We start from the raw sequence: 25,498 nt of genomic DNA on the forward strand, positions 1-25,498 counted from the left end.
AAGGATCTCCTTGACGCTCACCTCCCTTGCCGTACGCCGGTTCACCCCGGACGGGCCGGCCGCCGGACCGCCGGTGCTGCTCCTGCACGGGTTCGCCTCCGACGGGCACACCGACTGGGTCAGCACGGGCTGGCCGTCGGCGCTCACCGCGGCGGGCCGTCCGGTGCTGGTGCCCGACCTGCCCGGCCACGGGTCCAGCCCGGCGCTCGCCGACGTCACGCCGAAGGCGATCGCCGGGGAACTCGCTCTCGTGGCCGGCGAAGTGTCCGAAGTGGACGTGGTCGGCTACTCGCTGGGCGCGCGGCTGGCGTGGGAACTGCCCGCGGTGCTGCCGGTTCGCCGGCTGGTCTTGGGTGGGCTCGGCCCCCACGAGCCGTTCGGCGCGGTCGACGTCGAAGCGGCGCTCGCCTTCGCCGCCGGCGGGCGGCTGCCAGCGGACCCGCTCACGGCGGCGATCGCCCGGATGATCACCGCGCCCGGCCGCGACCCGGCCGCCCTCGCCCGGTGCATCGAGGGACTGCGGCACGAGCCGTTCGTCCCGGAGGCGAGCACCCTCACCGTGCCGACGCGGTTCGTCGCGGGCCAGGACGACCCGATCAGCCAGGGCATCGAAACCCTGATCCCGCTGGCCCCGGGCAGTGACCTCCTGACGGTCCCCGGCGACCACGGCGGCGCCCTGCGCGGCGTTCCCTTCCGCGCCGCGGCCGTCTCCTTCCTCACCACCCCCTGACCGCCCTCGTGAGTGGTGAGGCGGGTGAGAACCCGCCTTACCACTCACGAGGGTTCACCAGGAGCCGTCGGGGTTGACGGCGTGGTCGAGGCGGAGGCGGTCGAGGGCCGCGCGGATTTCGGGGCCGTGCTCGCGGGCCAGGAGGAGCGCGCCGAGGTTGTCGGTCAGCTGCTCCGCGCGACTCACGCCGAACAGCACGTTCGCCACCGGTTCGTACGCCAGGCAGAACGCCAGCGCGAGCTGGGCCGGGGTGGCGCCGAAGTCCGCCGCGATACGGCCGACCTCCGCGGACGCGTCCACGATGGCCGCGCGGATGCCGCCGACGTCCGCGCCGATCTTGCGGGCCGGGGTGGCATTGCCCAGCAGGACACCACCTTCGAAGACGTCGGACGCCTGCAGTGCCAGCCGCCCGCTCGCGAAGTGCTTGCGGTACGGCTGCCCTTCGGCCATCGAGCGGCGGGCGATCGAGTACTTGAGCTGGGCGAACTCCGGCGCCGGCAGGCCCTCGCGGTCCGCGAACCCCAGGGCCAGGTCCAGGTCGGCGGCGAGCCAGTTGTTGACGCCCCAGCCGCCGACGCGCCCAGCCCGGACCTGCTCGGCGACCTCGGTGACGATCCGCGGGATGTCCGGGCGTTCCCGGTAGTCGCCCACCACGACCAGGTCCGCGTACTCCGTGCCGATCCGGCCCAGCGACGTCTCGAGCTGCCCCGCGAAGCCGCTGCGCGGATAGTCCCAGAGCCAGAGTTTGCCGCACAGCACGTAATCCTCGCGCGCGATCCCGGCCTTCCGGACGGCCTCGCCGAAGAGGATGTCGGTGCGCGAGTTCTCCGCGTGCGGACCGAAGTCGTAGTGGGCGACGTCGAACAGGGTCACGCCGGCGTCGACGGCCGTCCTGAGCAGCCGGACGGCGTCGCCGAAGTCCATCCGGTCCCAGGTGTTCCACGAGCCGAGGCCGAAGGCCGATCTTCCGAGCACGGGTTTTCCTTTCGCCACAGCACATCTTTCATCTACGATTGTAGAATGAAAACACGGGTTGTGGTGGTCACGGGCGGCGCGAGCGGAATCGGCCGCGGGGTCGCCGAAGGGTTTCTCGCGGCGGGTGACCGGGTGGTCGTGGCCGATGTGGACGCCCGGGCGGCGCACGACGTCGGTCGCGAGATCGGCGCCGAGCACGTCGAACTGGACATCGCGGACCCGGCGTCGATCGAGGCGGCGGCCGCCCTGGTGGCGGACCGGTTCGGGCCGGTGGACGTACTGGTCAACAACGCCGGGCTGGCCGGCGGCGGTGGTCCGCTGACCGGCCTGGAGGTCGAGGTCTTCGACCGTTGCCTCCGGGTCAACTTCCGCGGCACGTTCCTGATGACCCGTGCGGTGGGCGCGCACATGGCGGCGGCCGGGACGCGCGGAGCGATCGTGAACATCTCCTCGATCGGCGCCCGGCAGCCGACGCCCGGGCTCGGCCACTACGAAGCCACCAAAGCGGCCGTCGACGCGCTGACCCGGTCCGCCGCCCTGGAGCTGGCGCCCCACGGGATTCGCGTCAACGCGGTCGCACCCGGGCCGGTGCTGACGCCGATGACGGCGGGGTTCGCCGCGGACACCGCCGCCCGCGCAGCCTGGGAAGCCCGGATTCCGCTGGGCCGCATCGCCGCCGTCGAGGACGTCGTCCCGGCGGTGACGTTCCTGGCCTCGCCCGCCGCCGGGCACATCACCGGGGTGAGCCTGGCGGTGGACGGCGGCCAGCTGCTCACCTGATTATCCCTTGTGGACGATCCGGCCGCCGGTCACGGTCAGCTCGACGGTGACCGACGGCAGGTCCGCCAGGGGAACGACCACAGGATCGGCGCCGAGGACGCAGAAGTCGGCCACCTTGCCCGGGTCCAGTGACCCCTTCCACGCCGCGGATCCGTCCTGCGCGGCGGCTTCGGTCGTGTAACAGCGGAGCAGGCGCGCGGTCAGCTCGGACGTGACACCTCGCGCGCCCAGCAGCTCCCCCGCCGCCGCGAGGTGGACGCGCCAGTCAGGTGTGACGACCGGCGCGTCGCTGCTCAGCGTGAGCTGCACTCCGACGTCGAGGACGTCCCGCAGCGGCCACGCCTTCGCGGCGACGTCCTCGCCGAGCGCGGTGGCGACCATCGGCCGCATCGCGGTGGCGATGGCCGGTTGCGTGGTCAGCCCGACGCCCCGACCGGCCATCCGCCGCAGCTGCGCCGGGGTGACGAGGTCGCCGTGCACGAGGTGGTCACCGGCCCGCAGGTGCTCCAGAGCGGCTTCGATGCTGCGTTCGCCGGTGGCGTGGACGCCGACCACGAGGCCGGCTTCGTGGGCCAGCGAGATCATCGCCGCCAGGGTGGCCGCGCGCTCGTCGTCGTCGGAACCGTCGACGAGCAGGGCGCCGTGCGAGCCGTCGGCGTAGCAGTGGTGGGTCCAGGCCGTGCGCATCGGCGGGATGCCGTCGGCGAAGATCTTGACGCCGGTGACGGCCAGCCACTCCGGGTCCGCCGTCGGCGCGGGCGTGGCGAGGCCGCGCTCGAAGTCCGCCAGTGAACTGGCGCCGTCCAGGAGACCGAACAGGCGCAGCACGGTGACCCGTGTCCGCAGCCGCCCTTCGCGCTGCAAGGCCGCGTACTCGTCGACGACTTCCGCCGAGAAGCAGCCGGTCTCGCCCGGACCGAGCCCGGGCTCGGTGTAGCTGGTGATGCCGAGCGCCGCGCAGACGTCGCCGGCCCGCAGGATCGCGGCCCGGCGGTCTTCCGCGGTGACCACCGGGGTTTCCTCGTGCGGCGCGCCGAGCAGCGGGTGCGGCCACCGGGCGCCGAGCCAGGTCGCGTGCAGGTGGGCGTCGTTGATGCCCGGCAGCACCGTCCGGCCGGCGAGGTCCAGGACCTCGGTGTCCGGTCCGATGTGGCCGGTCAGGTCGCCGCCTGCCGCGACGATCCGGCCGTCGCGAACCACGAGACCGGTGACCGTGCCCGCCGGGCCGAAGGTGTGCACCACCCCGCCGTGAACCACCAGGTCCGCCGGGTGAATCCGTTGCGCTGTCATGCTTTCCTCCCGGCCCTGGACTTTTTCTTCCACGACTGTAGACTAAAAAGATGGCCCTGCCCACCCACACGGAGGCCGCCGTTCTCACCGGCCACCGCGCTCCCCTCGAACTGCGCGAGCTCCCACTGCCCGAAGAGCCCGAGCCCGGTGCCGCACTCGTCCGGCTCACCTGCACCACGTTGTGCGGCACCGACGTCCACCTGTGGTCGGGGCGGATGAGCCTGCCCGGCATGCTCCCGATGGTGCTGGGTCACGAGATGGTCGGCGAAGTCGTCGCCACCGGACCGGGCACCACCGACACGCTCGGCCAGGAGGTCAAGCCGGGCGACCGCATCGGCTGGTCCGAGTCGACGTGCGGGAGGTGTTACGGCTGCACGGTTCTGCGTGAGCCCGTTGCCTGCGAGCACCGCGGGTACGGCTTCCTGCAGCGCGCCGACCGATTCCCGTACGCCACCGGCGGCCTGGCCCGGTACTGCTACGTGACGCCAGGCGCGGCGAAGCTGCTGCTGCCCGGCGACGTCCCGGACACGTGGGCGTCGATGTCCGGCTGCGCGGGCAAGACCGTGCTGCGCGCGGTGACCCGGTCCGGCGGCATCCGTCCGAACGCGACAGTCGTCGTCCAGGGCGCGGGCGCGCTCGGCGTGTTCGCCACGGCGGTCGCCCGCCTCTGCGGCGCCGGGACGGTGATCACCGTCGGCGGCCCGCAGTCGCGGCTGGCCGTGGCCGAACGGTTCGGCGCCACCGCCACCGTTTCCGTCGAGTCCACTCCGGACGAACGCATCGAGCGGGTCCGCGAGCTGACCGGCGGCCGCGGCGCCGACCACGTCTTCGACTTCGCGGGCGGCCCGACGATCGGCGAGGAGGCCGTCGCCTTCGCCGCCCAGCGCGGGACGGTCGCCCTCGTCGGATCGACCGGGCCGACACCCGTCCCGGTGCCGCTCGGCACGGTGATGGGCAAGGAGCTCACGCTCGCCGGATCCCTCAACGGCGACATCGCCGACTACCACCGCTCGGTCGGGTTCTTGCGCGCCTTCGCCGATCGGATGCCCTGGGACGAGCTGTTCAGCCCGCCGGTCGGGCTGGCCGGCGCGTCCGCCGCCGTCGAGTCGATGTCCCGGCTCGGCGAGCTCAAAGCCGTCATCGACCCCCGACTGCCCTAGGAGGGCTCGCCCGTGCCCATTCCCCAACGCCTCATCGGCCGCGACGGCCCGCTCACCGGCGTGCTGTCCCTCGGCTCGTGGCACACCTACGACCGGATGGACTTCCGCGAAGCCGTCTCGCTGCTGCAAGCGGCCATCGACGCCGGCATCACCCTCTTCGACGTCGGCGTCTACGGGCTGCCCGGCAGCCCGCCGGTGTTCACCGACGTGCTGTTCTCGGCCATGGTCCGGGCCGCCGGCCTGCGCCGCGAGGACTACCTGCTGTCGGCGAAGCTGTGGCTGGAGGGCTATCCGGAGCACAGCCTGCGCGCCCAGCTGGAGAACGCGTTCTTCCGCGCCGGTGTCACCCACGCCGACCTGGTGATCCTCGGCGACCTCCGGCGCGACGGCACCGACCTGCACGCCCTCGTCACCGACCTCGCCGAGTTGCACGACGCGGGGCTGATCGGGCAGTGGGGCGTCAACAACTGGTCCGCGTCGGCGATCAAGGCCGTCCACGGCTTCGCGGCCGCGGACGGTGTCCCGGGCCCCGCGATCGCCCAGCTGAAGTACAGCGTGGCGCGGCGGTCCATTCCGGACGGCGAGCCGTTCGCTTCGGTCTTCGACCTCGGGGTCTCGCTCCAGGCGTCCGACGTCTTCGAGGGCGGGGTGCTGCTGGGAAAGGGCGGCCGTCAGGTCGGCCGCGACCCCGGTGACGTCCGGCAGCGGATCGCGGACTCGGCTGCGGACCTCGCGAAGGTGGCCGCCGGCGTCGGGGCGACCCCGGCTCAGCTGTGCCTGGCGTTCACCCTCACGCACCCGGCGAACACGACGACGTTGTTCGGGGCGACCAGCGTGCGGCAGCTGGCGGACAACCTGGCGGCGGTCGCGCTGGTCGAGCGGGTGGGCGCGGCGGAGCTGCGGGCGCTGGTGGAACCGTTCTGGGCCGACCGGGACGCCGTCGATCCGGAGGGGCCGTGAACCTTTCCGCCGAGACGCTCCCCGCGATCCGCGCGTCCTTCCGCAACCCCACGCCGCCGGAGGCCATCGGCGACCGGGACATCACCTGGTCGGAGCACACCCTGGACGGCGGGGTCGTGGTCACGGTGCTGCGGCCCCGGCACCCGCGGCCGGACGCCCCCGGCCTGTACAGCATCCACGGCGGCGGGATGGTGATGGACGACCGGTTCGCCGACCTGCCGCGCCTGGTGCCGTTGATCGGAGAGTTCGGGTTCGCCTGCGCGACCGTCGAGTACCGGCTCGCGCCCGAGCACCCGCACCCGGCGCCGCTCGAAGACTGCTACGCCGGGCTCGTGTGGTTCGCCTCGGCGTTCGGCTTCGAACGGCTCGTCGTCGGGGGCGGCAGCGCGGGCGGCGGGCTCAGCGCCGGGGTGGCGCTGCTGGCCCGCGACCGCGGCGGGCCGGCGCTGGCCGGGCAACTGCTGCTGTGCCCGATGCTCGACGACCGGACCACGGCCGACCTCCCGGACCTCGTGTGGACGAAGGAAGCCAACGACTTCGGCTGGCGCAGCCTGCTGAACGGGCAGGTTTCGCCCTACGCGGCCCCGGCGCGGATGACGGACCTCAGTGGCCTGCCACCGGCGTTCGTCGAGGTCGGCGGCGCGGAGCTGTTCCGCGACGAAGACGTGGCGTACGCCCAGCGGCTGGCCCGGGCGGGGGTGCCCACCGAGCTGCACGTCTGGGCGGAGGCCCACCACGGCTTCGACCGCTTCGCCCCGGAGGCGGAAGTGACCCGCGCGGCCCTGGCCGCGCGCTCCTCCTGGCTGCGGCGGCTGCTCGGCGCGAGGGTCGTGGGGGGGTTTGGGGGGGTGTGCCCGCCCGTGCCCACACCACCCCCGGGGGCGGTGGCGGGGGGTGTGGGTGTTGTGTGTTCGGGGGTTTTACACCCCGCCTTACCACTCACGACCGGCTTGCGCCGATGAGGAAGTGGGCAGCCTGTTCGCCGACCAGGACCGCCGGGGCGTTGGTGTTGCCCGTCGTCACGCGGGGCAGCACCGACGCGTCGGCGACCACCAGGCCGTGCAGGCCGTGCACCGCCAACCGGGGGTCCACGACCGCGTCGGGACCGGTCCCCATCCGGCAGGTCCCGACCTGGTGGTGGTAGGTGATCGCCGTCCGGCGGACGTACTCGCGGACGTCGGTACCCGGCGCCGGGTACCGCGGCCGGGCGCCCCACTCCCCCGCCAGCGCCGGCGCGCGGCCGACCTCGAGGCACTGCTCCACCGACGCCACCAGGCTCTCGAAGTCCGCCGGCGCGGACAGGGCCGCGAGGTCGATCAGCAGTTCGTCGTCGGGCGAAGGGCCGGACAGCTTCAGGCTTCCCCGGCTTTCCGGCGTGACCATGCCGGCCATCAGCGAGAACCCGTTCGGCGGCCCGGACATCCACGGCTCGTACATCGGCACGCTGAAACAGATCGGCTGGGTGTCGGGCACCGCGAGGCCGTCCCGGCTGCGCCAGAACCAGTGCACCTGCGTCACCGGCCGGCCCGGTGCGGGCGCAACCTCGCGGGACGTCGAGAAGATGACCGGCGAGAGCAGGTGATCGTGCAGGTTGCGCCCCACGCCCGGCAGGTCCGCGACGACGTCGAGGCCGAGCGCGCGCAGCTCGTCCGCCGGGCCGACGCCGCTGCGGAGCAGGATCGCAGGCGACGCCAGCGCCCCCGCGGCGAGGACCACCAGGTCCGCGGAGAGCTCCTGCAGCACACCGCCGAGCGACACGACGACACCGGTCACGCGCGAGCCGGAGAACCGCAGCCGGTGCACCAGCGCTCCCGTGTGGACGGTCATCCGCGAGGCCACCGGCGAACCGTAGGCGTGCCAGGTGGTGAACCGCCGCCCGCCGCGCAGGGTGATCCGCTCGACGGAAACGCCGTCCAGGTTCCCGCTGTTGCAGTCCGGGTTCAGCGGCAGCCCGACCGAGACACAGGCGTCCACCATGGACTCCTGAAGGGGGTGCAGCGGCTCGTTCGGGACGACCTCCAGGAGGTCCTTCTCGATCCGCGCGAACACCGGCTCGACGTCGGCCCAGGTCCAGCCGGGCAGGCCCCAGCCGTCGTAGTCGGCCGGAGCTCCGCGGACCCAGATCATCGCGTTGAGGGCATGCGAGCCGCCGAGCACGCGGCCGCGGGGCAGGTGCAGCCGCCGTCCGGCCGCGTGTTCCTGCGGAACCGTGTACAGGTCCCAGTCTTCGGGACCATGCCACAGCTCCCCGGCCCGCGCGGGGTCGTGGATGGCCGGGTTGACGTCCTCGCCCCCGGCCTCCAGCAGCGTCACCGCCGCGCCCGCGTCCACCAGCCGCCGCGCCACCACCGAACCGGCCGAGCCGGCGCCCACCACGATCACGTCCATGCGGCCCAGCGTGGCGCGCGGCCCGGAACCCGCGCGGGATCCCTTCGCGGTCGGTCAACGAGCGTGCGGGAGCGGACAAGACCCGCGGCGGCCCGCCGCCCGATACTCGGCTCACCCCAGGCGAGGAGGACACCGGAATGGCGACACGCCTCTGCATCGACGGACAGTGGACCGAAGCCGGCGGCGGCGCGCTCCCGACCCGCGACCCGGCCACCGGCCGGATCATCGAAGAGGTCGGCACGGCTTCGCGGGCCGACGTCGACGCCGCCGTCGCGGCCGCGCGGCGAGCGCTTTCCGCGCCCGGGTGGGCCGGGCTGCTGCCGGTGCGGCGCGCCGCGCTGCTGTTCCGGCTGGCCGATCTGGTCGAGCAGCACCACGAAGAACTGGCCCGGCTGGAGACCCTGGACCAGGGCCAGCCGATCGGGGTGTCCCGGCAGGTGAGCGTGACCGGCGCGGCGGAGCACTTCCGCTATTTCGCGGGCTGGGTCACCAAGCTGCAGGGCACGACGAATCCGGTGTCCTTCCCGGACACGCTGCACTACACCCGCCGTGAGCCGGTCGGGGTGAACGCGCTGATCACGCCGTGGAACTTCCCGCTGATGATCCTCGCCTGGAAGCTCGCCCCCGCGCTGGCCACCGGCAACACCGTGGTGATCAAGCCCAGCGAGGTCACGCCGCTGACGAGCATCCGCCTGGTCGAGCTGGCGCACGAGGCCGGGATCCCGGCGGGCGTGGTCAACCTCGTCACCGGCGACGGCGCCGTCGGCGCTCTCCTGACCGAGCACCCGGACGTCGACCACGTCTCCTACACGGGTTCGACGGCGGTCGGGAAGCTGATCACGGCGGCGAGCGCGGCGTCCAACCTCAAGCGGCTCACCCTCGAACTCGGCGGGAAGGCCCCGAGCATCATCGCGGCCGACGCCGACATCGACGCCGCCGTCGCGGGCAACCTCGCCGGGGCGACGCTCAACACCGGCCAGGTCTGCGCCGCGTACACGCGCTTCTACGTCGACCGCAAGCGCGAGCAGGAGTTCGTCGACAAGCTGGCCCGCGGCCTGGAAGGTCTGCGGCTCGGGCCCGGCGCCGAGGAGACCACGCAGGTCGGGCCGCTCGTGTCCGAGAAGCACCGCGAACACGTCGACTTCCTGGTCAGCACCGGCCGCGACCAGGGCGCCGACCTGGTGACCGGCGGGAACCCGGTCGACGGCCACGGCTACTTCTACACCCCGACGCTGTTCGCCGGCGTCCACGACGACATGGCGATCATGCGCGAGGAGATCTTCGGCCCGGTGCTGGCCGTGACGGCCTACGACGACGAGCCCCTGGCCCGCGCCAACGACACCGAATACGGCCTGGCCGCCACGGTGTGGACCCGCGACATCCGCACGGCGCAGCGCTACGCGGACGGCCTCCGGGCCGGCGCGGTGTTCGTCAACATGCCCCCGATCCCGGACATGGCGGCGCCGTGGGGCGGGTACAAGGCGTCCGGCTGGGGCCGCGAGATGGGCCCGTGGGCCCTCGACGCGTACACCGAAACCAAGTCCGTCTGGCTCCACTACGGCAGCTGACGGGGTTCCCCCGCGCCGCAGATCGTATATTATTTGAGATACTTTCCGAATCGGCAGGCAGGACCACGGATGACGCTTCTCCCGCAGCGGCCCGGCAAGATCATCGCGCTGCACCTCAACTACCGCTCCCGCGCCGCCCAGCGCGGCCGGGTACCGGAGCAGCCGTCGTACTTCCTCAAGCCGCCGACGTCGGTCGCGGCGAGCGGCACCGCCCTCGAACGGCCGGCCGGCACCGAACTGCTGGGCTTCGAAGGCGAGATCGCGCTCGTCATCGGCCGCACGGCCCGCCGCGTCGCCCCCGAAGAGGGCTGGTCGTACGTCGGCGGCGTCACCGCGGCCAACGACTTCGGCGTCTACGACCTGCGGTACGCCGACAAGGGCAGCAACCTGCGCGCCAAGGGCGGCGACGGCTTCACCCCGCTCGGGCCGGCGGTCCTGCCCGCGGCCGGCGTCGACCCGGCGGCCCTGCGGCTGCGGACCTGGCTCAACGGCGAACTCGTCCAGGAGGACACCACCGCCGACCTGCTTTTCGGCTTCGGACGGCTGGTCGCCGACCTCTCGCAGCTGATCACCCTCGAACCCGGCGACGTCGTCCTGACCGGCACGCCCGCGGGCGCGTCGGTCGCCGTCCCCGGCGACGTCGTCGAAGTGGAAGTCGACGGCGGCGGCCACACCACCGGCCGGCTCGTCACACCGATCACCGAGGGGACTGTCCCCTTCGGACCGTACGGTGCTCTCCCCCGCATCGACGAGCAGCAGCGCGCGGACGCGTACGGGACCGCCGAGCCGCAGTTCGAGCTGACGGCCTCCTTGAAGGAGCGGATCGAATCCGTCGGCACCGCCACGCTGTCGGCCCAGCTGCGCAAGCGCGGGTACAACGCCGTGTCGATCGACGGGCTCACCTCGACCAGGCCCGGCGCCCGGCTGACCGGTCGCGCACGGACCCTGCGGTACCTGCCGTATCGCGAAGACCTGTTCAACGCCCGCGGCGGCGGCTACAACGCGCAGAAGCGGGCGATCGACAGCCTCGGCCCGGGTGACGTCCTCGTCATGGAGGCCCGCGGCGAACGCGGCACCGGCACGGTCGGCGACATCCTCGCGCTGCGGGCGCAGGTGCGCGGCGCCGCCGGGATCGTCACCGACGGCGGGGTCCGCGACCTGGCCGCCGTGTCCGCTTTGGACATTCCCACCTACCACGCCGGGCCGCACCCGGCGGTGCTCGGCCGGCGGCACGTGCCGTGGGACACCGACGTCGCCATCGCCTGCGGCGGCGCCGCGGTCCGCCCGGGCGACGTCATCGCCGGCGACGGTGACGGCGTCCTCGTCATCCCGCCGGACCTCGTCGAAGAAGTCGTCGACGCGGCGATCGAGCAGGAGCTGCAGGAGACGTTCATCGCCGAACGGGTCGCCGACGGCGAGCGCGTCGAAGGCCTCTACCCGATGGACGAGCACTGGCGCGGGAGGTACGCCGCATGGCGCGCGAACCGGTGAACGGCACCACGATGAGCAAGTCGCGGATCGCCTACGAGTGGATCAAGGCCCGGATCGCCGACGGCACCTTCTCCCCCGGCTACCGCCTGGTCCTGGGCCAGCTCGCGCAGGAGCTCGGCGTCAGCGTGGTGCCGGTCCGCGAGGCGATCAGGCTGCTGGAGGCCGAGGGCCTGGTGACCTTCGAGCGCAACGTCGGCGCCCAGGTCGCGATGGTCGACGAGAGCGAGTACCAGCACACGATGCAGACCCTCGCCCTGGTCGAAGGCTACGCCGCCGCGCTCGCCGCGCCGGTTCTCCCGCCCGGCACGCTGGCGAAGGCCCGCGCGCTGAACGCCGAGCTGGCCGGCTGCCTCGGCGACTTCGAACCCGCGAGGTTCACCGGCCTCAACCGCGACTTCCACGCCGTGCTGTTCGAAGCCTGCCCCAACCCGCAGGTCCTCGACCTCGTCCGCCGCGGCTGGGACCGGCTCAGCCGCCTGCGCAGCTCGACGTTCAGCTTCGTGCCCGGCCGCGCCCGCGAGTCGGTCGCCGAGCACGAAACCATCCTCGGCCTGCTCGAACGCGGCGCGCCCGGCCCGGAGATCGAACAGGCCGTCCGCGCCCACCGGCTGGCCACCCTGGACGCCTACCTCGCCTACCGCCGCCACTGACGCACGAAGGGAAACCCATGCGATTCCGCTCCGACCCCCGGGCCATCCGCGGGTCGATCGCGCCCCTGATGACGCCGTTCACCGCCGAGGGGGCCGTCGACCACGACGGCCTGAAGAACCTCGTGCGCTGGCAGCTGGCTTCGGGCACGCACGGCATCTCGATCGGCGGGTCCACCGGCGAGCCCGGCTCCCAGACGGTGGCCGAGCGCGCCGAGGCGATCCGGACGGTGGCCGCCGAGGTCGGCGACGGCGTCCCGTTCGTCCCCGGAACCGGCTCGGCGAAGCTCGACGAGACCCTCGAACTGACGGCGGCCGCGCGCGACGCCGGGATCGACGCCGCGCTCGTCATCACGCCGTACTACGCCCGGCCGACCCAGGACGCCCTGTTCGTCTGGTACCGCACCGTCTGCCGCGAGTTCCCGGACCTGCCGATCATCGCCTACAACGTGCCGAGCCGGACCGCGGTCGACCTCGCACCCGAGACCGTCGCGCGGCTCTACCGCTCGTGCGACAACTTCGCCGGGATCAAGGAGACGACGAAGGACTTCGAACACTTCTCCCGCGTGCTGCACCTGTGCGGCCGCGACCTGGTCGTGTGGTCCGGGATCGAGCTGCTCTGCCTGCCGCTGCTGGCCCTCGGCGGCGCCGGGTTCGTCAGCGCGACGGCCAACATCGCCCCGGCCGCGTGCGCCGAGATGTACACGGCCTGGCAGGCCGGCGACCACGAGCGGGCGCGGGAACTCCACTACGGCCTGCACCCGCTGGTCGACCTGCTGTTCGTCGAAACCAACCCGGCGCCCGGGAAGTGGGTTCTGGAGCAGCGGGGGCTGATCGCGTCCGGGCACGTGCGGCCGCCGCTGATCCCGCCGACCGACGCCGGTGTCGCCCGGATCAAGGACCTCATGGCCGAAGGCGCGCAGTACCTCAGCCCGGTCGAAGGCTTCTCTCTGGAAGGAAAGGCATGACCCACCACGTCCCGGACGGACTGCCGGGCGAGCTCAAGCACTACATCGGCGGTGAGCTGGTCGACAGTGTCTCCGGCAAGACGTTCGACGTCCTCGACCCGGTGTCGAACACGCCCTACGTGACCGCCGCCGCGGGCCAGGCCGAGGACGTCGACCGCGCGGTCGCGGCGGCGCGGCAGGCGTTCACCGAGGGTCCGTGGCCACGGATGCTGCCCCGCGCCCGCGCGCGCGTGCTGAACAAGATCGCCGACGCCGTCGAGGCCCAGGACCGGCGGCTGGCCGAGCTGGAGACCTTCGACACCGGCCTGCCGATCACCCAGGCGCTCGGCCAGGCGCAGCGCGCGGCCGAGAACTTCCGGTTCTTCGCCGACCTCGTCGTCGCCCAGGCCGACGACACCTACCAGGTACCCCGGCGGCAGGTGAACTACGTGCACCGCAAACCGGTCGGCGTCGCCGGACTGATCACGCCCTGGAACACGCCGTTCATGCTCGAGAGCTGGAAGCTCGCGCCGGCGCTGGCCTCGGGCTGCACGGTGGTGCTCAAGCCGGCCGAGTTCACCCCGCTCTCGGCGAGCCTGTGGGCGGGGATCTTCGCCGAGGCGGGGCTGCCGGACGGCGCGTTCAACCTCATCAACGGCTACGGCGAGGAAGCCGGTGACGCGCTGGTCAAGCACCCGGACGTGCCGCTGATCTCGTTCACCGGCGAGACCACCACCGGGCAGACGATCTACCGCAACTGCGCGGCGCACCTCAAGGGCATGTCGATGGAGCTGGGCGGCAAGTCCCCGGCGATCGTCTTCGCCGACGCCGACCTCGATGCGGCGCTGGACTCGACGCTGTTCGGCGTGTTCTCCCTCAACGGCGAACGCTGCACGGCGGGCAGCCGGATCCTGGTCGAGCGGCCGATCTACGCCGAGTTCTGCACGCGGTACGCGGAACGGGCCGCGAACATCGTCGTGGGCGACCCGCACGACCCGGCCACCGAGGTCGGCGCGCTGGTGCACCCCGAGCACTACGACAAGGTCATGCGGTACGTCGAGCTGGGCAAAACCGAAGGCCGGCTGCTCGCCGGCGGCGGCCGTCCGTCCGGTTTGGACACCGGGAACTACGTGGCGCCGACGGTGTTCGCCGACGTCCCCTCGACCGCGCGGATCTTCCAGGAGGAGATCTTCGGCCCCGTGGTCGCCCTGACGCCGTTCGACACCGAGGCCGAAGCCCTCGCGCTCGCCAACGACGTCAAGTACGGCCTGGCCGCGTACCTGTGGACGGCCGATCTGGCGCGGGCGCACACCTTCGCGCAGTCGGTCGAAGCCGGGATGGTCTGGCTGAACTCGCACAACGTCCGCGACCTGCGCACGCCGTTCGGCGGGGTCAAGGCGTCCGGCCTCGGCCACGAAGGCGGCTACCGCTCCCTCGATTTCTACACGCACCAGCAGGCCATCCACGTCTCGCTCGGGCCGGTGCACACGGCCCGGTTCGGCGCCGGGAAGGAAACCGCATGACCGCCACCCCGCCGGACGTCCTCCGCTGCGCGTACGCCGAACTCGTCGTCACGGACCTGGCCGCGTCGCGGGCGTTCTACGTCGACGTGCTCGGGCTCGTCGTCACCCACGAAGACTCCTCCGCGCTGTACCTGAGGGCGTTCGAGGAGTACCTGCACCACTCGCTGGTGCTGCGGAAGGGCCCGGAACCCGCGCTGGGCGTGCTGGCCTACCGGGTGCGCACCCCGGCCGACCTCGAGCTGGCCGAGGCGTACTACCGCGAGCTCGGCTGCCCGGTCTCCCGACGGGAGGCCGGCGCCACCCGCGGCATCGGCGAGGCGGTGCGCGTGCTCGACCCGCTCGGGTTCCCGGTCGAGTTCTTCCACGAAGCCGAGCACGTCGAGCGGTTCACCCAGCGCTACGACGTCCACGGCGCGGGCGCACTGTCGCGGCTGGACCACTTCAACCTGGACACCCCGGACGTCCTGGCGGCCCGGAAGTACTACGAGGGCTTGGGTTTCCGCGTCTCGGAGGACATCCAGGACGCCGAGGGCACGGTGTACGCGGCCTGGATGTTCCGCAAGCCGACGGTCCACGACGTCGCCCTGACCGGCGGCGACGGCCCGCGGCTGCACCACATCGCGTTCGCCTCGCACGAACGGCACCAGATCCTGCACATCTGCGACCACCTCGGCGCGCTGCGGAAGTCCGGGATGATCGAGCGCGGGCCGGGCCGCCACGGCGTGTCGAACGCGTTCTACCTCTACGTCCGCGACCCCGACGGGCACCGCGTCGAGATCTACACCCACGACTACTACACCGGCGACCCGGACAACCCGGTGATCACCTGGGACGTCCACGACAACCAGCGCCGCGACTGGTGGGGCAACCCGGTGGTGCCGAGCTGGTACACCGACGCATCGCTCGTGCTCGACCTCGACGGTCGCATCCAGCCGGTCGTCGCCCGGGCCGAGCCCCGCGAAGCCGACGTCACCATCGGCGCCGACGGGTTTTCCCGCACCGGCGCGTCGGAGTACAAGCTGGGCGAGCAGGTGTGACAGCCGGGGCGGGCGGCCCGTGCCGGGCGAGTTTCTGCCGGCACGGGCCGGGCGGTCAGGTGCAGGCGTCCAGGTGCATCGCCTCCAGGTAGCCCCATCGTCGAGCAGCAAGCGATCCCCGCCGAGCACGTCCGGGACAAGTGCACCAGTGGCCGGCTCCGGGAGGTCCGGTAGGGATCATCCCGGATGCTGCGGGCCGCGCTCCACCGCAACACTGGTTGCCTCACCGACCCGGAGGACGATCCGTTGAGACACCCAGGAATCAGGCTCACCGCGCTGGCCGTCGCCGGCATCGCAGGCCTGTCGCTCGCCATGGTTGGAACTGCCGCCGCGAGCGGCGGTCCCGACCGTCAAGCGATCATCCGGGCACTGGACCTGATGACCACGACCGGAGCCGCCGGCGCGCAGGTTCGAATCGCCGCCGGCGGCCAGGAGTTCACCGCCCGCAGCGGCGTCGCCCGGCTGGGATCCCCCCACGGCGTGCCGGTGAACGGGCGGTTCCGGATCGCCAGCGTCACCAAGACCTTCACCGCCACCGTCCTCCTCCAGCTCGCCGGCGAAGGGCGGCTCTCCCTCGACGACACCGTGTCCCGGTACCTGCCCGGACTGCTGCCCGACGGTGACCGGATCACCGTCCGCATGCTGCTGCAGCACAGCAGCGGCCTGTACAACTACTCCGACGACCTCACCGCCGACCCGGCCGAACTCCAGCGGCACTGGGACCCCCAGGACCTGGTGGCCATGGCCACCGCCCGCCCCCTGATCTTCCCGCCCGGCACCGCGTCGAAGTACTCCAACACCGACTACATCGTCGCCGGGCTGCTCGTCGAACACCTCACCGGCCGATCCTGGGCCACTGCCGTCCGGAACCGGATCATCCGCCCGCTCGGCCTCCACGACACTTCCCTGCCCGGCGACCGCACCACCATCCCCGGCCCGCACGCCCACGGCTACACGCCCCGCGACGGCACACTCGTCGACGTCACCGCGATGAACCCGTCCGTCGGCTGGGCCGCCGGCGAGATCATCTCCACCACCGCCGACCTCGACACCTTCACCGCAGCCCTGTTCGGCGGACGGCTGCTCACCCCCGCCCAACTCACGAACATGACCACGTTGTCCCCGGCCGGCGGCGCCTACGGTCTGGGCCTGAGCACCAACGTGCTGTCCTGCGGCGTGCGGGTGTGGGGTCACACCGGCGACGTCCCTGGCTACGACACGCTCCTGGCCACCACCCGCGACGGCCGCATCCGCCTCCAACTGTCCCTGAGCACCGCCGCCCGGCAAACGCCGCTGCAGGGCTACCGCCAGCTCGTCGACGAAGTCTTCTGCGGGTAAGGAAAACCCATGGCACTGCTCGCCGTAGAGCGCATCAAGTTGTTCTCCACGCGTTCGCCCTGGTGGTGCGCGGCGACCGCATTGGTCGTGAGTGTCGGATTCGCGGCTCTCATCGCCGGCACCCGGGAAGACGCCGAATTCACTGCCACTGTCGCCTCGACCCAGTACGGCTACGACTTCGGCGTGGCCGTGATCATGGTGCTGGCCGCGTTGTCGGTGACCACCGAATACCGCTTCGGCACCATCCGCACGACCTTCCAGGCGGTACCGGGGCGCAGCCCGGCCCTGCTCGCCAAGACCGCGGTGGTGGCCCTGCTCGCCCTGTTCATCGGTGAGGCCGGCGCGTTCGGCTCGTGGTTCGTGGCCACATTGCTGCAACCCCGCGCCGATCTCGCCCTGGACAGCGCCGCGGACTGGGTCAACGTGACCGGCGTCGGCGTGCTCTACGCACTGGCCGCCGTCATCGCGGTCGCAGTGGGCGTGCTGCTCCGGCACAGCGCAGGCACGATCGCCTTGTTGCTGGTCTACGCACTCGCCGTCGAGAAGCTGGTCCGGATCGTCCCCGGCGTGGGCAACAGCATTTACCAGTGGATGCCGTTCAACGTAGCCGCGAAGTTCCTCACCGGTACCGGGGCGTCCAACACGCGCGCCCATGGGGCGGGACCGGTGTCGTTGTCCACCACGCCCTTGGACCAGGGGTGGGCGCTGGCCTACTTCGCCGCGATCGCTTTCAGCCTGCTTGCCATCGCGATCACCGTGGCGAAAACCCGCGACGCCTGAGGGCATGGCGACCACAGCCAAACGTCCGCTATTGCCGATGAGCGGGTATGCCGGTCTGCGTCCCGCAGATGCCCCCTGAATAGATCCAGGCAGGTCAGTCCAGCGTCCGCAGTGCCGTGCGTGCTGACGCGGCGTGGTCAGCTGGGCTCGCCGTGGTGTGTGTTGGTGGGCACGTACCAGAAATCGGCGTGCGTGGAGACGGATCTCGTGGGCACAATCGCGGTATGAACGCCAACCCGTCGACGGCGCCCGTGCGATTTGCCGATCCCGGTGTATCACTGTACGTATTGGCGGAGAACGCGATCCAGGTGGTATGTCCGGCATGCCAGGGCCGCGCTGAGGTGGTGGCGTGGCTTGTTGGGCAACCGCGTAGCCCCTACTCGATCAGGTGGCCTCGCCGGCTGGCGTGCCACGCTTGTGGCCACGTCAGGAACTGGCCCGGCGAGCCTAAGCACGCGACCTCGTGCTGGGGCGGTCCGGTTGATCCGTATTTCCGTCAACCGCTGTGGCTGCGAGCGGATTGCTGCGGGAACCAGACTCTGTGGGCGTTCAACGAACGCCACCTGGACATCCTGGAGGGATACGTCGGTGCCCGGCTCCGCGAACGCGGCGAACGTCCCGGGATGACCATGCTGGCCCGGCTTCCGGGATGGATGAAGTCGGCCAAGCACCGCACCGAGATCCTGCAAGTCATCGGCCGGCTGCGAGCGTCCCTCTCACGGTGACACTCGCAGTACACTGGTGCGGTCGTTGCAGCTGCCCGGCCGCGCAGCTGTGCTGCCTACCCATGTGGTCTAAGCGGAAGGTCAACGCCTTCCAGAAATTCTCGTCGGTGATGATCCAGAAGTCGATCCGGGAGTCGTCGGGAATGCCGAGCGCGTGAGAACTCGCGGTGCCGCCGCCGCGCGGCAGTCCGTCCACTGTGGAGCGCCAGATCCGCCCCGGCGTGCTCGGTTCGCACAACACCAGAGATGGGCTTACGAGTACAAGCGACGGCTACCGGGCCTGCATGCAGGTCGCCCCAGGCGGATCACCATGCTCACCAGCCACAACGGCATCAACTTGACCCACGAGTTCGCCGACCTCGCCGGCACCCTCGCCCGGCCTACGCCGACCGGGGCGCGGTACTCGACGGCGAGATCGCCATTTACAACGACGCCAGAAAGATCGACTTCGGCTCGCCACAGGAACGTCGCGGCCGCTGCCAGACCCACCGCGGCTCCCCCACCGCGATGAACCCTTCGAGAACGTCCGATCCAGTCGCGCTGCCAGCAGTTGTAGACCACATCCAATACGCATAGAGCCTCGGTATCCCAGGCGGCCCAGAGGTAGGCTCACTACATCGCGAGACTGAAGATGAAATAATTAGCCGGAACCGCAATAAAGCTTGCCCGGCGAGCCTGCCAAGGCTCGAAGGCGAAGAGTGTGATGAGTATGCCTTCGCAAGCACCAAAGAAGGCGCCGCCAGCGGCGGTCCCTACGACATCAAGATGATTGACGCCAACCAAAATCAGACCGGCGGTATTCAGCTAGGCTCAATGTATCTGCAGCAGCGCATGCTCAACAACAACCACTTCTCCGTGATATTCTACGCCGTAGGCCAGCATACGAGCAGGGATGGCTCCGATGACCACACCGACACATGTCGCCGAGGAGAACGTGCACGTCAGCTATCACCAGTTGCAGATCGTAGAACGTGATGTCATCGTGGAAGTCTCTCTCGCGGCACCTCGTGGGCACGTTCGTGTCGTTGGCTTGATGTCGGATGTCAGCGACGATTTACCCGTGGTAAGCCATCATGGGCCGGGCGAATATCGGCTGCGGATACATGCTCGCGGCAGAGACAAAGCTGCCTACCCGACGGTCAACGACGAAACGTCGGGTCCGATTGAACGTCTGCTCGTGCATAGTTGGCTTCAAGCTGGAGCTGCCCAACGCGTACACAAGACCACGGATCGATATGGAGCCGAGCTGCGGAGATTTGCAGATTCACGATAGCCCGGACGGCTGGTGTGCTAGCCGCGATCTTGCATGGGGTTACTGGGGTTGCTTGAAGCTTCTTGTCTTGAGCGGGTGAAATGCGCGAGGGTCGAGCGGGCCGGGTCAGCCGACCGGAGTCGGAGACGACGCGGGGGTCGGCTTGCCGAGCATGGTGCACACCGCGGCGTTGACCAGATCCTGGTTGGCCCCGCCGGCCTTTGGCGAAGCCAGGCCAAAGATCGTGGCGGTGAGGACCGACGCGGTGCGGGTGCCGGTGTCGTCGGTGTAGGCCTCACTGGAGTAGCCGGCAACCTGACCGTTGTGGCCCCAGACGGTGCCGCACGGAGTGGTCACCTGTTCCAGGCCGAGACCGTAGCGGCGGTTCGGGACCTCTGCTTCTTCGGGGCCGGTCGTCTTCATTTCCTTGAGCAACTCCGGCGGCAGGAGCTTGCCCGACAGCAGCGCGCTGTCGAAGGTGGCCCAGTCCTGCGCGGTGGAGACCATCGCGCCGGCGGCCCACTCCGTGCTGGCGTTGCCGGCGGTGGTGTCGACGTAGTTCGCGGGCCGGGCGGGGCCGGCGAAAGTGGTCCCCGCGGGCACCCACGGGGGAAGCAGCGCGGCGATGTGCGTGGGGTCGGGCTCGTAGCCGTGGGCCAGTGTCGGACTTTTGTCCGTGCCGCTGCCGTTTCCCTCGACCAGGTAGGTGTTCTGCAGGTGCAGCGGCTTCGCGATCCGCTCCTGAACCAGGTCGGCCATGGTCTGTCCGGTCACCTTTTCGGCGATGAGGCCGAGGGCGACGTAGTTGGTGTTGCTGTAGGTGTAGCTGGTGCCGGGCCCGAACAGCGGGTCGTGGCGGACGGCGGCAGCAAGCAGCTCCGCCGGCGTCCAGGCTCGGATGTCATGGCCGGTGAACGCCTTGAGCACAGCGGGATCGTCGCGGTAGTCGAACAAGCCGCTGGTGTGGTTGAGCAGCATCCGCACGGTGATCGCGCCCCCGTTGGGGACGAGGCCGGGCAGCCATTTCGAGACCGGATCGGTCAGCTCCAGACGGTGCTCGGCGATCAACTGGAGGAGCACGGTCGCGACCATCGTCTTGGTGTTGGAGCCCATCCGGAACTGATCGGTCGCGGCCAAGGTGTGATCGCCTGTCGACCACGGTGCCTGCCTGGCGATCTCGGTCACTTGACCGCTCCCGCTATCGGCCCGCATGATCACTCCGGGGGCTCCGGCGTCCACGACCCGCTGAGCGAGGTCGGCAAGTCCGCCCTGCTGGCTCCCCGCGGCACCGGCCGTCCTGGTCGGGGCGGACGATGAGGTGGCCGGCTGGGGGCCGTCGGCCTCGTCGCAGGCGGTGAGTACACCGCTGAGGGCCACGGTGGCAAGAAGCGCGGCACCTGCTTTGCGGGGGCGCGTAACAATGGAGTTCGTGGTCATGTGCGGGACCTCCTGATCGTGGGCTACCGGTCGTCCGGCTGACGATGTTCAGCTTCGTCAGATACGGGGCGAAGGACACTGGTGCCGAGTCCCACCGACGGTGGAGTCAGCCCTACTGTGCGAGCACCGGTCGATCCGTCATGATCGGAGTCCGATGTGCTCGCGTGCCTCAGACCGGGGCGGGACACCGGACCGATCGATGCGCCGACACAGGATGGTGGAGTGTGATGAACGATTCCCGCGAGACTTTCTCGCCGGGTGACGCCTCGCCCCCGCCGGAGCGCCCCCGTCCCACCCTGCGCTCACTGCTGGCCCTGCGGGTGAGTCTGACGGGGTGGTCCGTGGTCCTGCTGGCGGGCTCGATCGCAGGCGCCGCGCTGGCCACGCTCTGGATCACCTCGGTGCCGCTCATCGCCCTCGGCGCAGGGATCCCGCTCACCTTGCTCGCGACCGCACTGATCCGGTGGCTCGCCGACCTGCACCGGCAGTGGGCCGCGCGGCGGTTCGGCGAATCGGTGGCCCGGCCCTACCTGCCGACCCCGGACGCCGGCTGGCCGGTGCGGCTGTGGACGATCCTGCGTGATCCGGCAACCTGGCGCGACTGGACCTGGCTGGTGATCAACTCGCTCACCGGGTGGCTCACGTCCGGGCTGTCCGTTCTGCTGGTCATCGGCGGGTTCGTCTACCTGCTCTACCCGCTGATCTACCTGCTGACCCCGCCCCAGGTGTTCCGCACTCCGCTGGGCGAGGCCTTCCGACTGCACAGTGCGGGCCAGTCGTTCGCCTTGGTGCCGCTCGGCCCGGTGTGCTTCCTGCTCTGGTACGCCACCGTCACGCGGCTGGCGAACCTCAACGCCCGCGTGATCCGCCTGCTGCTCGGCCCGACCGAGCAGGCCCGGCTGCGGGCCCGGGTCCGGCAGCTGGCGACCTCGCGCGCCGAGACCGTCGACACCCAGGCCGGGGAACTGCGCCGGATCGAACGCGACCTGCACGACGGCGCCCAGGCCAGGCTGGTGTCGCTGGGCATGAGCCTGGGCCTGGCCGAACAGCTGCTGCCCGAGGACCAGGAAGCCGTCCGGCAGCTGCTGGCCGAGGCCCGCGACTCAGCCTCGGGCGCGCTGGGCGAGCTGCGCGACCTGGTCCGCGGCATCCACCCGCCGGTACTGGCGGACCGCGGCCTGGACGGCGCCCTGCAGGCCTTGGCCCTGGCCAACCCGATCCCGACCACAGTCGTGACCCGGCTGCCGGGCCGGCTGCCGGCGCCGGTCGAGTCCGCGGCCTACTTCGCCGTCACCGAAGCCTTATCGAACGCCATCAAGCACGCCGGCGTCCGGCACATCCGGATCACCGTCGAACTCGGCCCTGCCGGGGAGCTGACGATGCGGGTGGCCGATGACGGCCGCGGCGGCGCCTCGCCCCACCACGGCACCGGCCTGCGGGGCATCGCCCGCCGCCTGGCGGCCTTCGACGGCACACTGGCCGTCGACAGCCCGCCGGGCGGCCCGACCGAGATCAGGATGTCCCTGCCGTGCGCGTCGTCATAGCCGAAGATCTTGCCTTGCTGCGCGAAGGCCTGATCAGGATTCTCCAGACCACCGGCTTCGAGGTCATCGCATCCGTCGACAATGGACCAGCGCTCACCCAGGCATTGATGACGCACCGGCCCGACGTCGCCATCGTCGACGTGCGGCTGCCTCCGACCTTTACCGACGAGGGCCTGCGCGCCGCGATCGCCGTCCGCAAGCGGATCCCCGGCCTGCCCATCGTGGTGCTCTCGCAGTACGTCGAGCAGCTCTACGCCCGGGAGCTGATGTCGGACCGCGCGGGTGCGGTGGGCTACCTGCTCAAGGACCGGGTGATGGACGTCGGCCAGTTCGTCGCCGCCGTCCGCCAGGTCGCCTCGGGCAGCGCGGTCATGGATCCCGAGGTCGTCAGCGCCCTGCTCACCCACCGCGCCACCGATCCGACACTCCGGACGCTGAGCCCGCGTGAGCACGAGGTGCTGATCTTGATGGCCGAGGGCCGCTCCAACGCGGCGATCGCCGCCCGAATGTTCGTCACCGAGAAGACCGTCAGCAAACACATCAGCACGATCTTCACCAAGCTCGACCTCGGGCTCTCGCAGAGCCACCACCGCCGCGTCCTCGCCGTCCTCGCCTATCTGGAGAAGCCTACTGAGACCGACAAGACCGCCTCGGGATAGCCGTCGGGCCGCGATCAGCCAGTCAGGACCGGTTCCTTGCCGACGAACAACTTCCCGGCTATTTCGGCATTGCTGTCCCCGGCAGCCAGGCGTCAAGCGCCATCACGAGGTGATGGGATCGACCGGCGCAGTCCGGTCGTCGTTGGCCGCGCCGGCCGCGGTGATCAGCCGCTGCCCCAAGGTGGACACCACCTCACGCAGCTCCTGCGGGTACTCGATGACAAAGGGGCTGTCGAGCATCGCCAGGGTGCCGGCGACCCATTCGAGACGTTCGGCCCGCAGGAATACCCGGACCCAGCCAGCGGACTCGTCAGTACTGGGATCTGACGGAGTCACCGACGCCAGCGTTTCCGGTATCAGAGAACGCACATGCGCGATGTTCGCGCGGATGCGGAAGGACACGTCGTGTAGTTGCGGAGACGGTGCCAGCGGGCCGATGACCTGCTGCACCGGGTCGGCGTCGGCCGGCACGGTGAACGTGCCCTCGAGCAGACGGACGCCGGCAATCCGGTCAAGACGAAACGTCCGCATCGCCTGCCGCGTCACGTCGAATCCGGTCAGGTAGAGCCGTCCGTTGTGGGCGACGACGCCATGGGGCTGCACGAATCGCTGTGCCGCCTGGCCGTGCCGGGCCGTGTACCCGAAGGTCACCGGTCGCCGCTCCCGTGCCGCCTCCGCAAGCGGCAGCAGCACGGCGGCCACGCTGTCACTGGCAGTTTCCTCATCGTGGTCACCTTTCCCGGAGGTGGTGAAGTCCACGGTTTCGACGACGGCGCCAATGCGATGTCCAAGCGGTGCGGGCAGTACTCGGCGCACCTTGGCGGCCGCGCTGTCGACCGCCAGCGCAGACGCCGGCCCCGGCCCCGACTGCCCACGTTCGGTGAGCAGTAGCGCCCACACCACGGCCAGTGCTTCCTCATCGGTCAGCATGAGCGGCGGCATGCGGTAGTGACGAGCCAGTCGGTAACCGCCGTACCGGCCGCGCGTCCCCTCGACTGGGATGTCCAGATCGCGTAGATGCTCGATGTAGCGGCGGACGGTGCGCTCGTCGACAGCGAGCTGCTCGGCCAGCTCGGCGACGCTGTGCGTGCCGCCGGCTTGCAGCAGCTCCAGCACGGCCAGCACCCGGGCGGTCGGTCGGGCCACATCGTCAAACTTACCTTACATTCCGGGCGGATATTGCCCGGAATGGGTTCTAGCTTAGCGCCATGACCATCAGCAACACTGTTCAGCTGGCTTCGGTTCGTGTCATCACCGAGGATCTACCACGCCTCCTCAGGTTCTACGAGGTGGTGACCGGGGTTACCGCCCAGTACCTGACCGACGACTTTGTCGAGCTGGTGACGCCGTCCGCCACCTTCGCCCTCAGCGCTCCAGGCCGGGTCGCGTTCATCACCGAGAACACCCCCCGGGCGGCGGCCAATGCCAGCGCCATCATCGAGTTCCTGGTCGGCGACGTCGAAGCCCTTTTCGCCCGGCTCCAAGCCGAGTACGGCGACGACCTGGAGGTCGTCCAAGCCCCGGCCATGATGCCCTGGGGCAACTTGTCGGCCCTGATTCGCGACCCGGACGGAGCCCTGATCAATCTCTACACGCCGATAACGCCGCAGGCGCGGCGACTGCAAGGTGACCGCCAGCCGCAGATGTTGCCGCAACCCAGCTGACAACCAAGCATTGCGCGGTCTTGCGGGGCGACACGCAACGACCGTCGTCACCAACTCGTCGAGGCGATCACGCGGAAGCGAATTTGCCCGGGCTGCGTCCGCCACGGCGGCGCAGCCCGGCTTGCTAGTAGCGTGTCGCTGCTTAGTTGTGGTGTGTGTGGCTGAGAGGCTGTTGTCCGTCAGGTCCCTTTCCCTGCCGGACGAGGATTTTTGTCATGTCGTCACTGATGAAGCGGCCGGTCAGGTTGTCGGCGCGGGATCGTGAAGAGCTGATCCGGTTGACCACCACGGGTGTGCATCCGGCATCGGCGATCAGGCGGGCACGGGTGCTGCTCGCGCTGGACACTTCGGTGGGCGAGCCCGATCCGAAGGAGGTGATCGCGGCCCGGCTCGGGGTCTCGGGCGAGATGCTGCGGCTGGTCGCCAAGCGGTTCGCCGAGGCCGGTGGCGATGTGCTGGCCACGGTGTCGCGCAAGAAGCGCGACCGTCCGCCGGTGCCGTCCCCGGTGACAGGGGAGGTGGAGGCCCGGCTGATCGCCCTGGCATGCTCGGCGCCGCCGGCGGGGCATGCGCGATGGTCGTTGCGGCTGCTGGAAAAACACG

Annotated in this window: 25 protein-coding genes; 20 read left to right on the forward strand and 5 right to left on the reverse strand. The window is 70.7% G+C overall.

What is annotated here, in order from left to right; genetic code table 11:
• Positions 1-10 precede the first annotated feature (10 nt).
• On the forward strand, positions 11-730 hold the full coding sequence (locus AB0M30_RS13935) for an alpha/beta fold hydrolase (protein WP_364583918.1): 720 nt from the start codon (positions 11-13) through the stop codon (positions 728-730).
• A 54-nt stretch (positions 731-784) separates the two neighbouring features.
• Here AB0M30_RS13935 and AB0M30_RS13940 read toward each other — a convergent pair whose 3' ends face one another.
• The gene (locus AB0M30_RS13940) at positions 785-1,705 is read right to left on the reverse strand and encodes an aldo/keto reductase (RefSeq protein ID WP_364583919.1); all 921 of its coding nucleotides are present in this window, start codon (positions 1,703-1,705) and stop codon (positions 785-787) included.
• Positions 1,706-1,750: 45 nt separating this feature from the next.
• Here AB0M30_RS13940 and AB0M30_RS13945 point away from each other — a divergent pair, with 45 nt between their 5' ends.
• Positions 1,751-2,485 (forward strand): SDR family NAD(P)-dependent oxidoreductase, encoded by a 735-nt coding sequence (locus AB0M30_RS13945; protein WP_364583921.1) that lies wholly within the window; start codon positions 1,751-1,753, stop codon positions 2,483-2,485.
• Here the strand turns inward: AB0M30_RS13945 and AB0M30_RS13950 are convergent, their stop codons facing one another.
• Positions 2,486-3,775, reverse strand: coding sequence for an amidohydrolase family protein (locus AB0M30_RS13950; protein WP_364583924.1), 1,290 nt, complete (start codon positions 3,773-3,775; stop codon positions 2,486-2,488).
• A gap of 56 nt (positions 3,776-3,831) precedes the next feature.
• Here AB0M30_RS13950 and AB0M30_RS13955 point away from each other — a divergent pair, with 56 nt between their 5' ends.
• The 3 genes from AB0M30_RS13955 to AB0M30_RS13965 are packed head-to-tail and all read left to right on the forward strand — an operon-like array spanning position 3,832 to position 6,857.
• Positions 3,832-4,935, forward strand: coding sequence for a zinc-binding dehydrogenase (locus AB0M30_RS13955; protein ID WP_364583982.1), 1,104 nt, complete (start codon positions 3,832-3,834; stop codon positions 4,933-4,935).
• A gap of 12 nt (positions 4,936-4,947) precedes the next feature.
• Positions 4,948-5,895: an aldo/keto reductase gene (locus AB0M30_RS13960; RefSeq protein WP_364583927.1), complete on the forward strand. Its 948-nt coding sequence runs from the start codon at positions 4,948-4,950 to the stop codon at positions 5,893-5,895.
• Positions 5,892-6,857, forward strand: a complete 966-nt coding sequence (locus AB0M30_RS13965) for an alpha/beta hydrolase fold domain-containing protein (protein ID WP_364583930.1) — start codon at positions 5,892-5,894, stop codon at positions 6,855-6,857. The genes AB0M30_RS13960 and AB0M30_RS13965 overlap by 4 nt, the downstream gene beginning before the upstream one ends.
• Here AB0M30_RS13965 and AB0M30_RS13970 read toward each other — a convergent pair.
• A complete protein-coding gene (locus tag AB0M30_RS13970; RefSeq protein WP_364583932.1) occupies positions 6,835-8,283 on the reverse strand; it encodes a GMC family oxidoreductase in 1,449 nt (482 codons plus the stop codon). The genes AB0M30_RS13965 and AB0M30_RS13970 overlap by 23 nt on opposite strands.
• Positions 8,284-8,420: 137 nt before the next feature.
• Here AB0M30_RS13970 and AB0M30_RS13975 point away from each other — a divergent pair, with 137 nt between their 5' ends.
• The 11 genes from AB0M30_RS13975 (at position 8,421) to AB0M30_RS14025 (ending at position 19,612) form a co-directional block, all read left to right on the forward strand.
• On the forward strand, positions 8,421-9,851 hold the full coding sequence (locus AB0M30_RS13975) for an aldehyde dehydrogenase family protein (protein WP_364583935.1): 1,431 nt from the start codon (positions 8,421-8,423) through the stop codon (positions 9,849-9,851).
• Between the two features lie 69 nt (positions 9,852-9,920).
• The gene (locus AB0M30_RS13980) at positions 9,921-11,342 is read left to right on the forward strand and encodes a fumarylacetoacetate hydrolase family protein (protein ID WP_364583938.1); all 1,422 of its coding nucleotides are present in this window, start codon (positions 9,921-9,923) and stop codon (positions 11,340-11,342) included.
• Entirely contained in the window at positions 11,324-11,992 is a 669-nt protein-coding gene (locus AB0M30_RS13985) for a GntR family transcriptional regulator (RefSeq protein ID WP_364583941.1), read from the forward strand. The genes AB0M30_RS13980 and AB0M30_RS13985 overlap by 19 nt, the downstream gene beginning before the upstream one ends.
• A 17-nt stretch (positions 11,993-12,009) precedes the next feature.
• Positions 12,010-12,957 carry a 4-hydroxy-tetrahydrodipicolinate synthase gene (gene dapA / locus AB0M30_RS13990; protein WP_364583943.1) on the forward strand — a complete coding sequence of 316 codons (948 nt, stop codon included), beginning with the start codon at positions 12,010-12,012 and terminating at the stop codon, positions 12,955-12,957.
• A complete protein-coding gene (gene hpaE / locus AB0M30_RS13995; RefSeq protein ID WP_364583946.1) occupies positions 12,954-14,459 on the forward strand; it encodes a 5-carboxymethyl-2-hydroxymuconate semialdehyde dehydrogenase in 1,506 nt (501 codons plus the stop codon). Before dapA ends, hpaE begins: the two co-directional genes overlap by 4 nt.
• The gene (hpaD, locus tag AB0M30_RS14000) at positions 14,456-15,496 is read left to right on the forward strand and encodes a 3,4-dihydroxyphenylacetate 2,3-dioxygenase (protein WP_364583948.1); all 1,041 of its coding nucleotides are present in this window, start codon (positions 14,456-14,458) and stop codon (positions 15,494-15,496) included. Before hpaE ends, hpaD begins: the two co-directional genes overlap by 4 nt.
• A gap of 378 nt (positions 15,497-15,874) precedes the next feature.
• The gene (locus tag AB0M30_RS14005; RefSeq protein ID WP_364583951.1) at positions 15,875-16,834 is read left to right on the forward strand and encodes a serine hydrolase domain-containing protein; all 960 of its coding nucleotides are present in this window, start codon (positions 15,875-15,877) and stop codon (positions 16,832-16,834) included.
• A gap of 9 nt (positions 16,835-16,843) precedes the next feature.
• Complete coding sequence (locus AB0M30_RS14010; protein ID WP_364583953.1) at positions 16,844-17,614, forward strand: ABC transporter permease; 771 nt, start codon at positions 16,844-16,846, stop codon at positions 17,612-17,614.
• A 224-nt stretch (positions 17,615-17,838) separates the two neighbouring features.
• The gene (locus tag AB0M30_RS14015) at positions 17,839-18,339 is read left to right on the forward strand and encodes a TFIIB-type zinc ribbon-containing protein (protein WP_364583955.1); all 501 of its coding nucleotides are present in this window, start codon (positions 17,839-17,841) and stop codon (positions 18,337-18,339) included.
• A 675-nt stretch (positions 18,340-19,014) separates the two neighbouring features.
• Positions 19,015-19,314, forward strand: a complete 300-nt coding sequence (locus AB0M30_RS14020; RefSeq protein ID WP_364583985.1) for a NucA/NucB deoxyribonuclease domain-containing protein — start codon at positions 19,015-19,017, stop codon at positions 19,312-19,314.
• Positions 19,241-19,612, forward strand: a complete 372-nt coding sequence (locus tag AB0M30_RS14025; protein WP_364583958.1) for a hypothetical protein — start codon at positions 19,241-19,243, stop codon at positions 19,610-19,612. Before AB0M30_RS14020 ends, AB0M30_RS14025 begins: the two co-directional genes overlap by 74 nt.
• Before the next feature lie 105 nt (positions 19,613-19,717).
• On the opposite strand, the gene AB0M30_RS14030 is transcribed toward AB0M30_RS14025, so the two are convergent.
• A complete protein-coding gene (locus tag AB0M30_RS14030) occupies positions 19,718-21,028 on the reverse strand; it encodes a serine hydrolase domain-containing protein (protein ID WP_364583961.1) in 1,311 nt (436 codons plus the stop codon).
• 227 nt (positions 21,029-21,255) lie between these two features.
• Between AB0M30_RS14030 and AB0M30_RS14035 the strand changes: the two genes are divergently transcribed.
• Positions 21,256-22,572 carry a sensor histidine kinase gene (locus AB0M30_RS14035; protein WP_364583963.1) on the forward strand — a complete coding sequence of 439 codons (1,317 nt, stop codon included), beginning with the start codon at positions 21,256-21,258 and terminating at the stop codon, positions 22,570-22,572.
• Positions 22,557-23,231 carry a response regulator transcription factor gene (locus AB0M30_RS14040; protein ID WP_364583966.1) on the forward strand — a complete coding sequence of 225 codons (675 nt, stop codon included), beginning with the start codon at positions 22,557-22,559 and terminating at the stop codon, positions 23,229-23,231. Before AB0M30_RS14035 ends, AB0M30_RS14040 begins: the two co-directional genes overlap by 16 nt.
• A 102-nt stretch (positions 23,232-23,333) precedes the next feature.
• Here the strand turns inward: AB0M30_RS14040 and AB0M30_RS14045 are convergent, their stop codons facing one another.
• On the reverse strand, positions 23,334-24,377 hold the full coding sequence (locus AB0M30_RS14045) for a YafY family protein (protein WP_364583968.1): 1,044 nt from the start codon (positions 24,375-24,377) through the stop codon (positions 23,334-23,336).
• A 62-nt stretch (positions 24,378-24,439) separates the two neighbouring features.
• On the opposite strand from AB0M30_RS14045, the gene AB0M30_RS14050 reads away from it, so the two are divergent.
• Positions 24,440-24,895, forward strand: coding sequence for a VOC family protein (locus AB0M30_RS14050; protein WP_364583971.1), 456 nt, complete (start codon positions 24,440-24,442; stop codon positions 24,893-24,895).
• 215 nt (positions 24,896-25,110) lie between these two features.
• A partial coding sequence (locus tag AB0M30_RS14055; RefSeq protein WP_364583974.1) for a helix-turn-helix domain-containing protein occupies positions 25,111-25,498 on the forward strand: 388 nt, incomplete at its 3' end.

The organism is Amycolatopsis sp. NPDC051716 (assembly GCF_040681595.1).
Classification (GTDB): Bacteria; Actinomycetota; Actinomycetes; order Mycobacteriales; family Pseudonocardiaceae; genus Amycolatopsis.

What these genes read in the sequence shown, in the direction of transcription:
- AB0M30_RS13945 (WP_364583921.1), top strand. Translation starts at nt 1,751, where the DNA reads ATGAAAACACGGGTTGTGGTGGTCACGGGCGGCGCGAGCGGAATCGGC.
- AB0M30_RS13950 (WP_364583924.1), bottom strand. Translation starts at nt 3,775, where the DNA reads ATGACAGCGCAACGGATTCACCCGGCGGACCTGGTGGTTCACGGCGGG.
- AB0M30_RS13970 (WP_364583932.1), bottom strand. Translation starts at nt 8,283, where the DNA reads ATGGACGTGATCGTGGTGGGCGCCGGCTCGGCCGGTTCGGTGGTGGCG.
- AB0M30_RS13975 (WP_364583935.1), top strand. Translation starts at nt 8,421, where the DNA reads ATGGCGACACGCCTCTGCATCGACGGACAGTGGACCGAAGCCGGCGGC.
- AB0M30_RS13980 (WP_364583938.1), top strand. Translation starts at nt 9,921, where the DNA reads ATGACGCTTCTCCCGCAGCGGCCCGGCAAGATCATCGCGCTGCACCTC.
- AB0M30_RS13985 (WP_364583941.1), top strand. Translation starts at nt 11,324, where the DNA reads ATGGCGCGCGAACCGGTGAACGGCACCACGATGAGCAAGTCGCGGATC.
- dapA (WP_364583943.1), top strand. Translation starts at nt 12,010, where the DNA reads ATGCGATTCCGCTCCGACCCCCGGGCCATCCGCGGGTCGATCGCGCCC.
- hpaE (WP_364583946.1), top strand. Translation starts at nt 12,954, where the DNA reads ATGACCCACCACGTCCCGGACGGACTGCCGGGCGAGCTCAAGCACTAC.
- hpaD (WP_364583948.1), top strand. Translation starts at nt 14,456, where the DNA reads ATGACCGCCACCCCGCCGGACGTCCTCCGCTGCGCGTACGCCGAACTC.
- AB0M30_RS14005 (WP_364583951.1), top strand. Translation starts at nt 15,875, where the DNA reads ATGACCACGACCGGAGCCGCCGGCGCGCAGGTTCGAATCGCCGCCGGC.
- AB0M30_RS14010 (WP_364583953.1), top strand. Translation starts at nt 16,844, where the DNA reads ATGGCACTGCTCGCCGTAGAGCGCATCAAGTTGTTCTCCACGCGTTCG.
- AB0M30_RS14015 (WP_364583955.1), top strand. Translation starts at nt 17,839, where the DNA reads ATGAACGCCAACCCGTCGACGGCGCCCGTGCGATTTGCCGATCCCGGT.
- AB0M30_RS14025 (WP_364583958.1), top strand. Translation starts at nt 19,241, where the DNA reads ATGACCACACCGACACATGTCGCCGAGGAGAACGTGCACGTCAGCTAT.
- AB0M30_RS14030 (WP_364583961.1), bottom strand. Translation starts at nt 21,028, where the DNA reads ATGACCACGAACTCCATTGTTACGCGCCCCCGCAAAGCAGGTGCCGCG.
- AB0M30_RS14035 (WP_364583963.1), top strand. Translation starts at nt 21,256, where the DNA reads ATGAACGATTCCCGCGAGACTTTCTCGCCGGGTGACGCCTCGCCCCCG.
- AB0M30_RS14050 (WP_364583971.1), top strand. Translation starts at nt 24,440, where the DNA reads ATGACCATCAGCAACACTGTTCAGCTGGCTTCGGTTCGTGTCATCACC.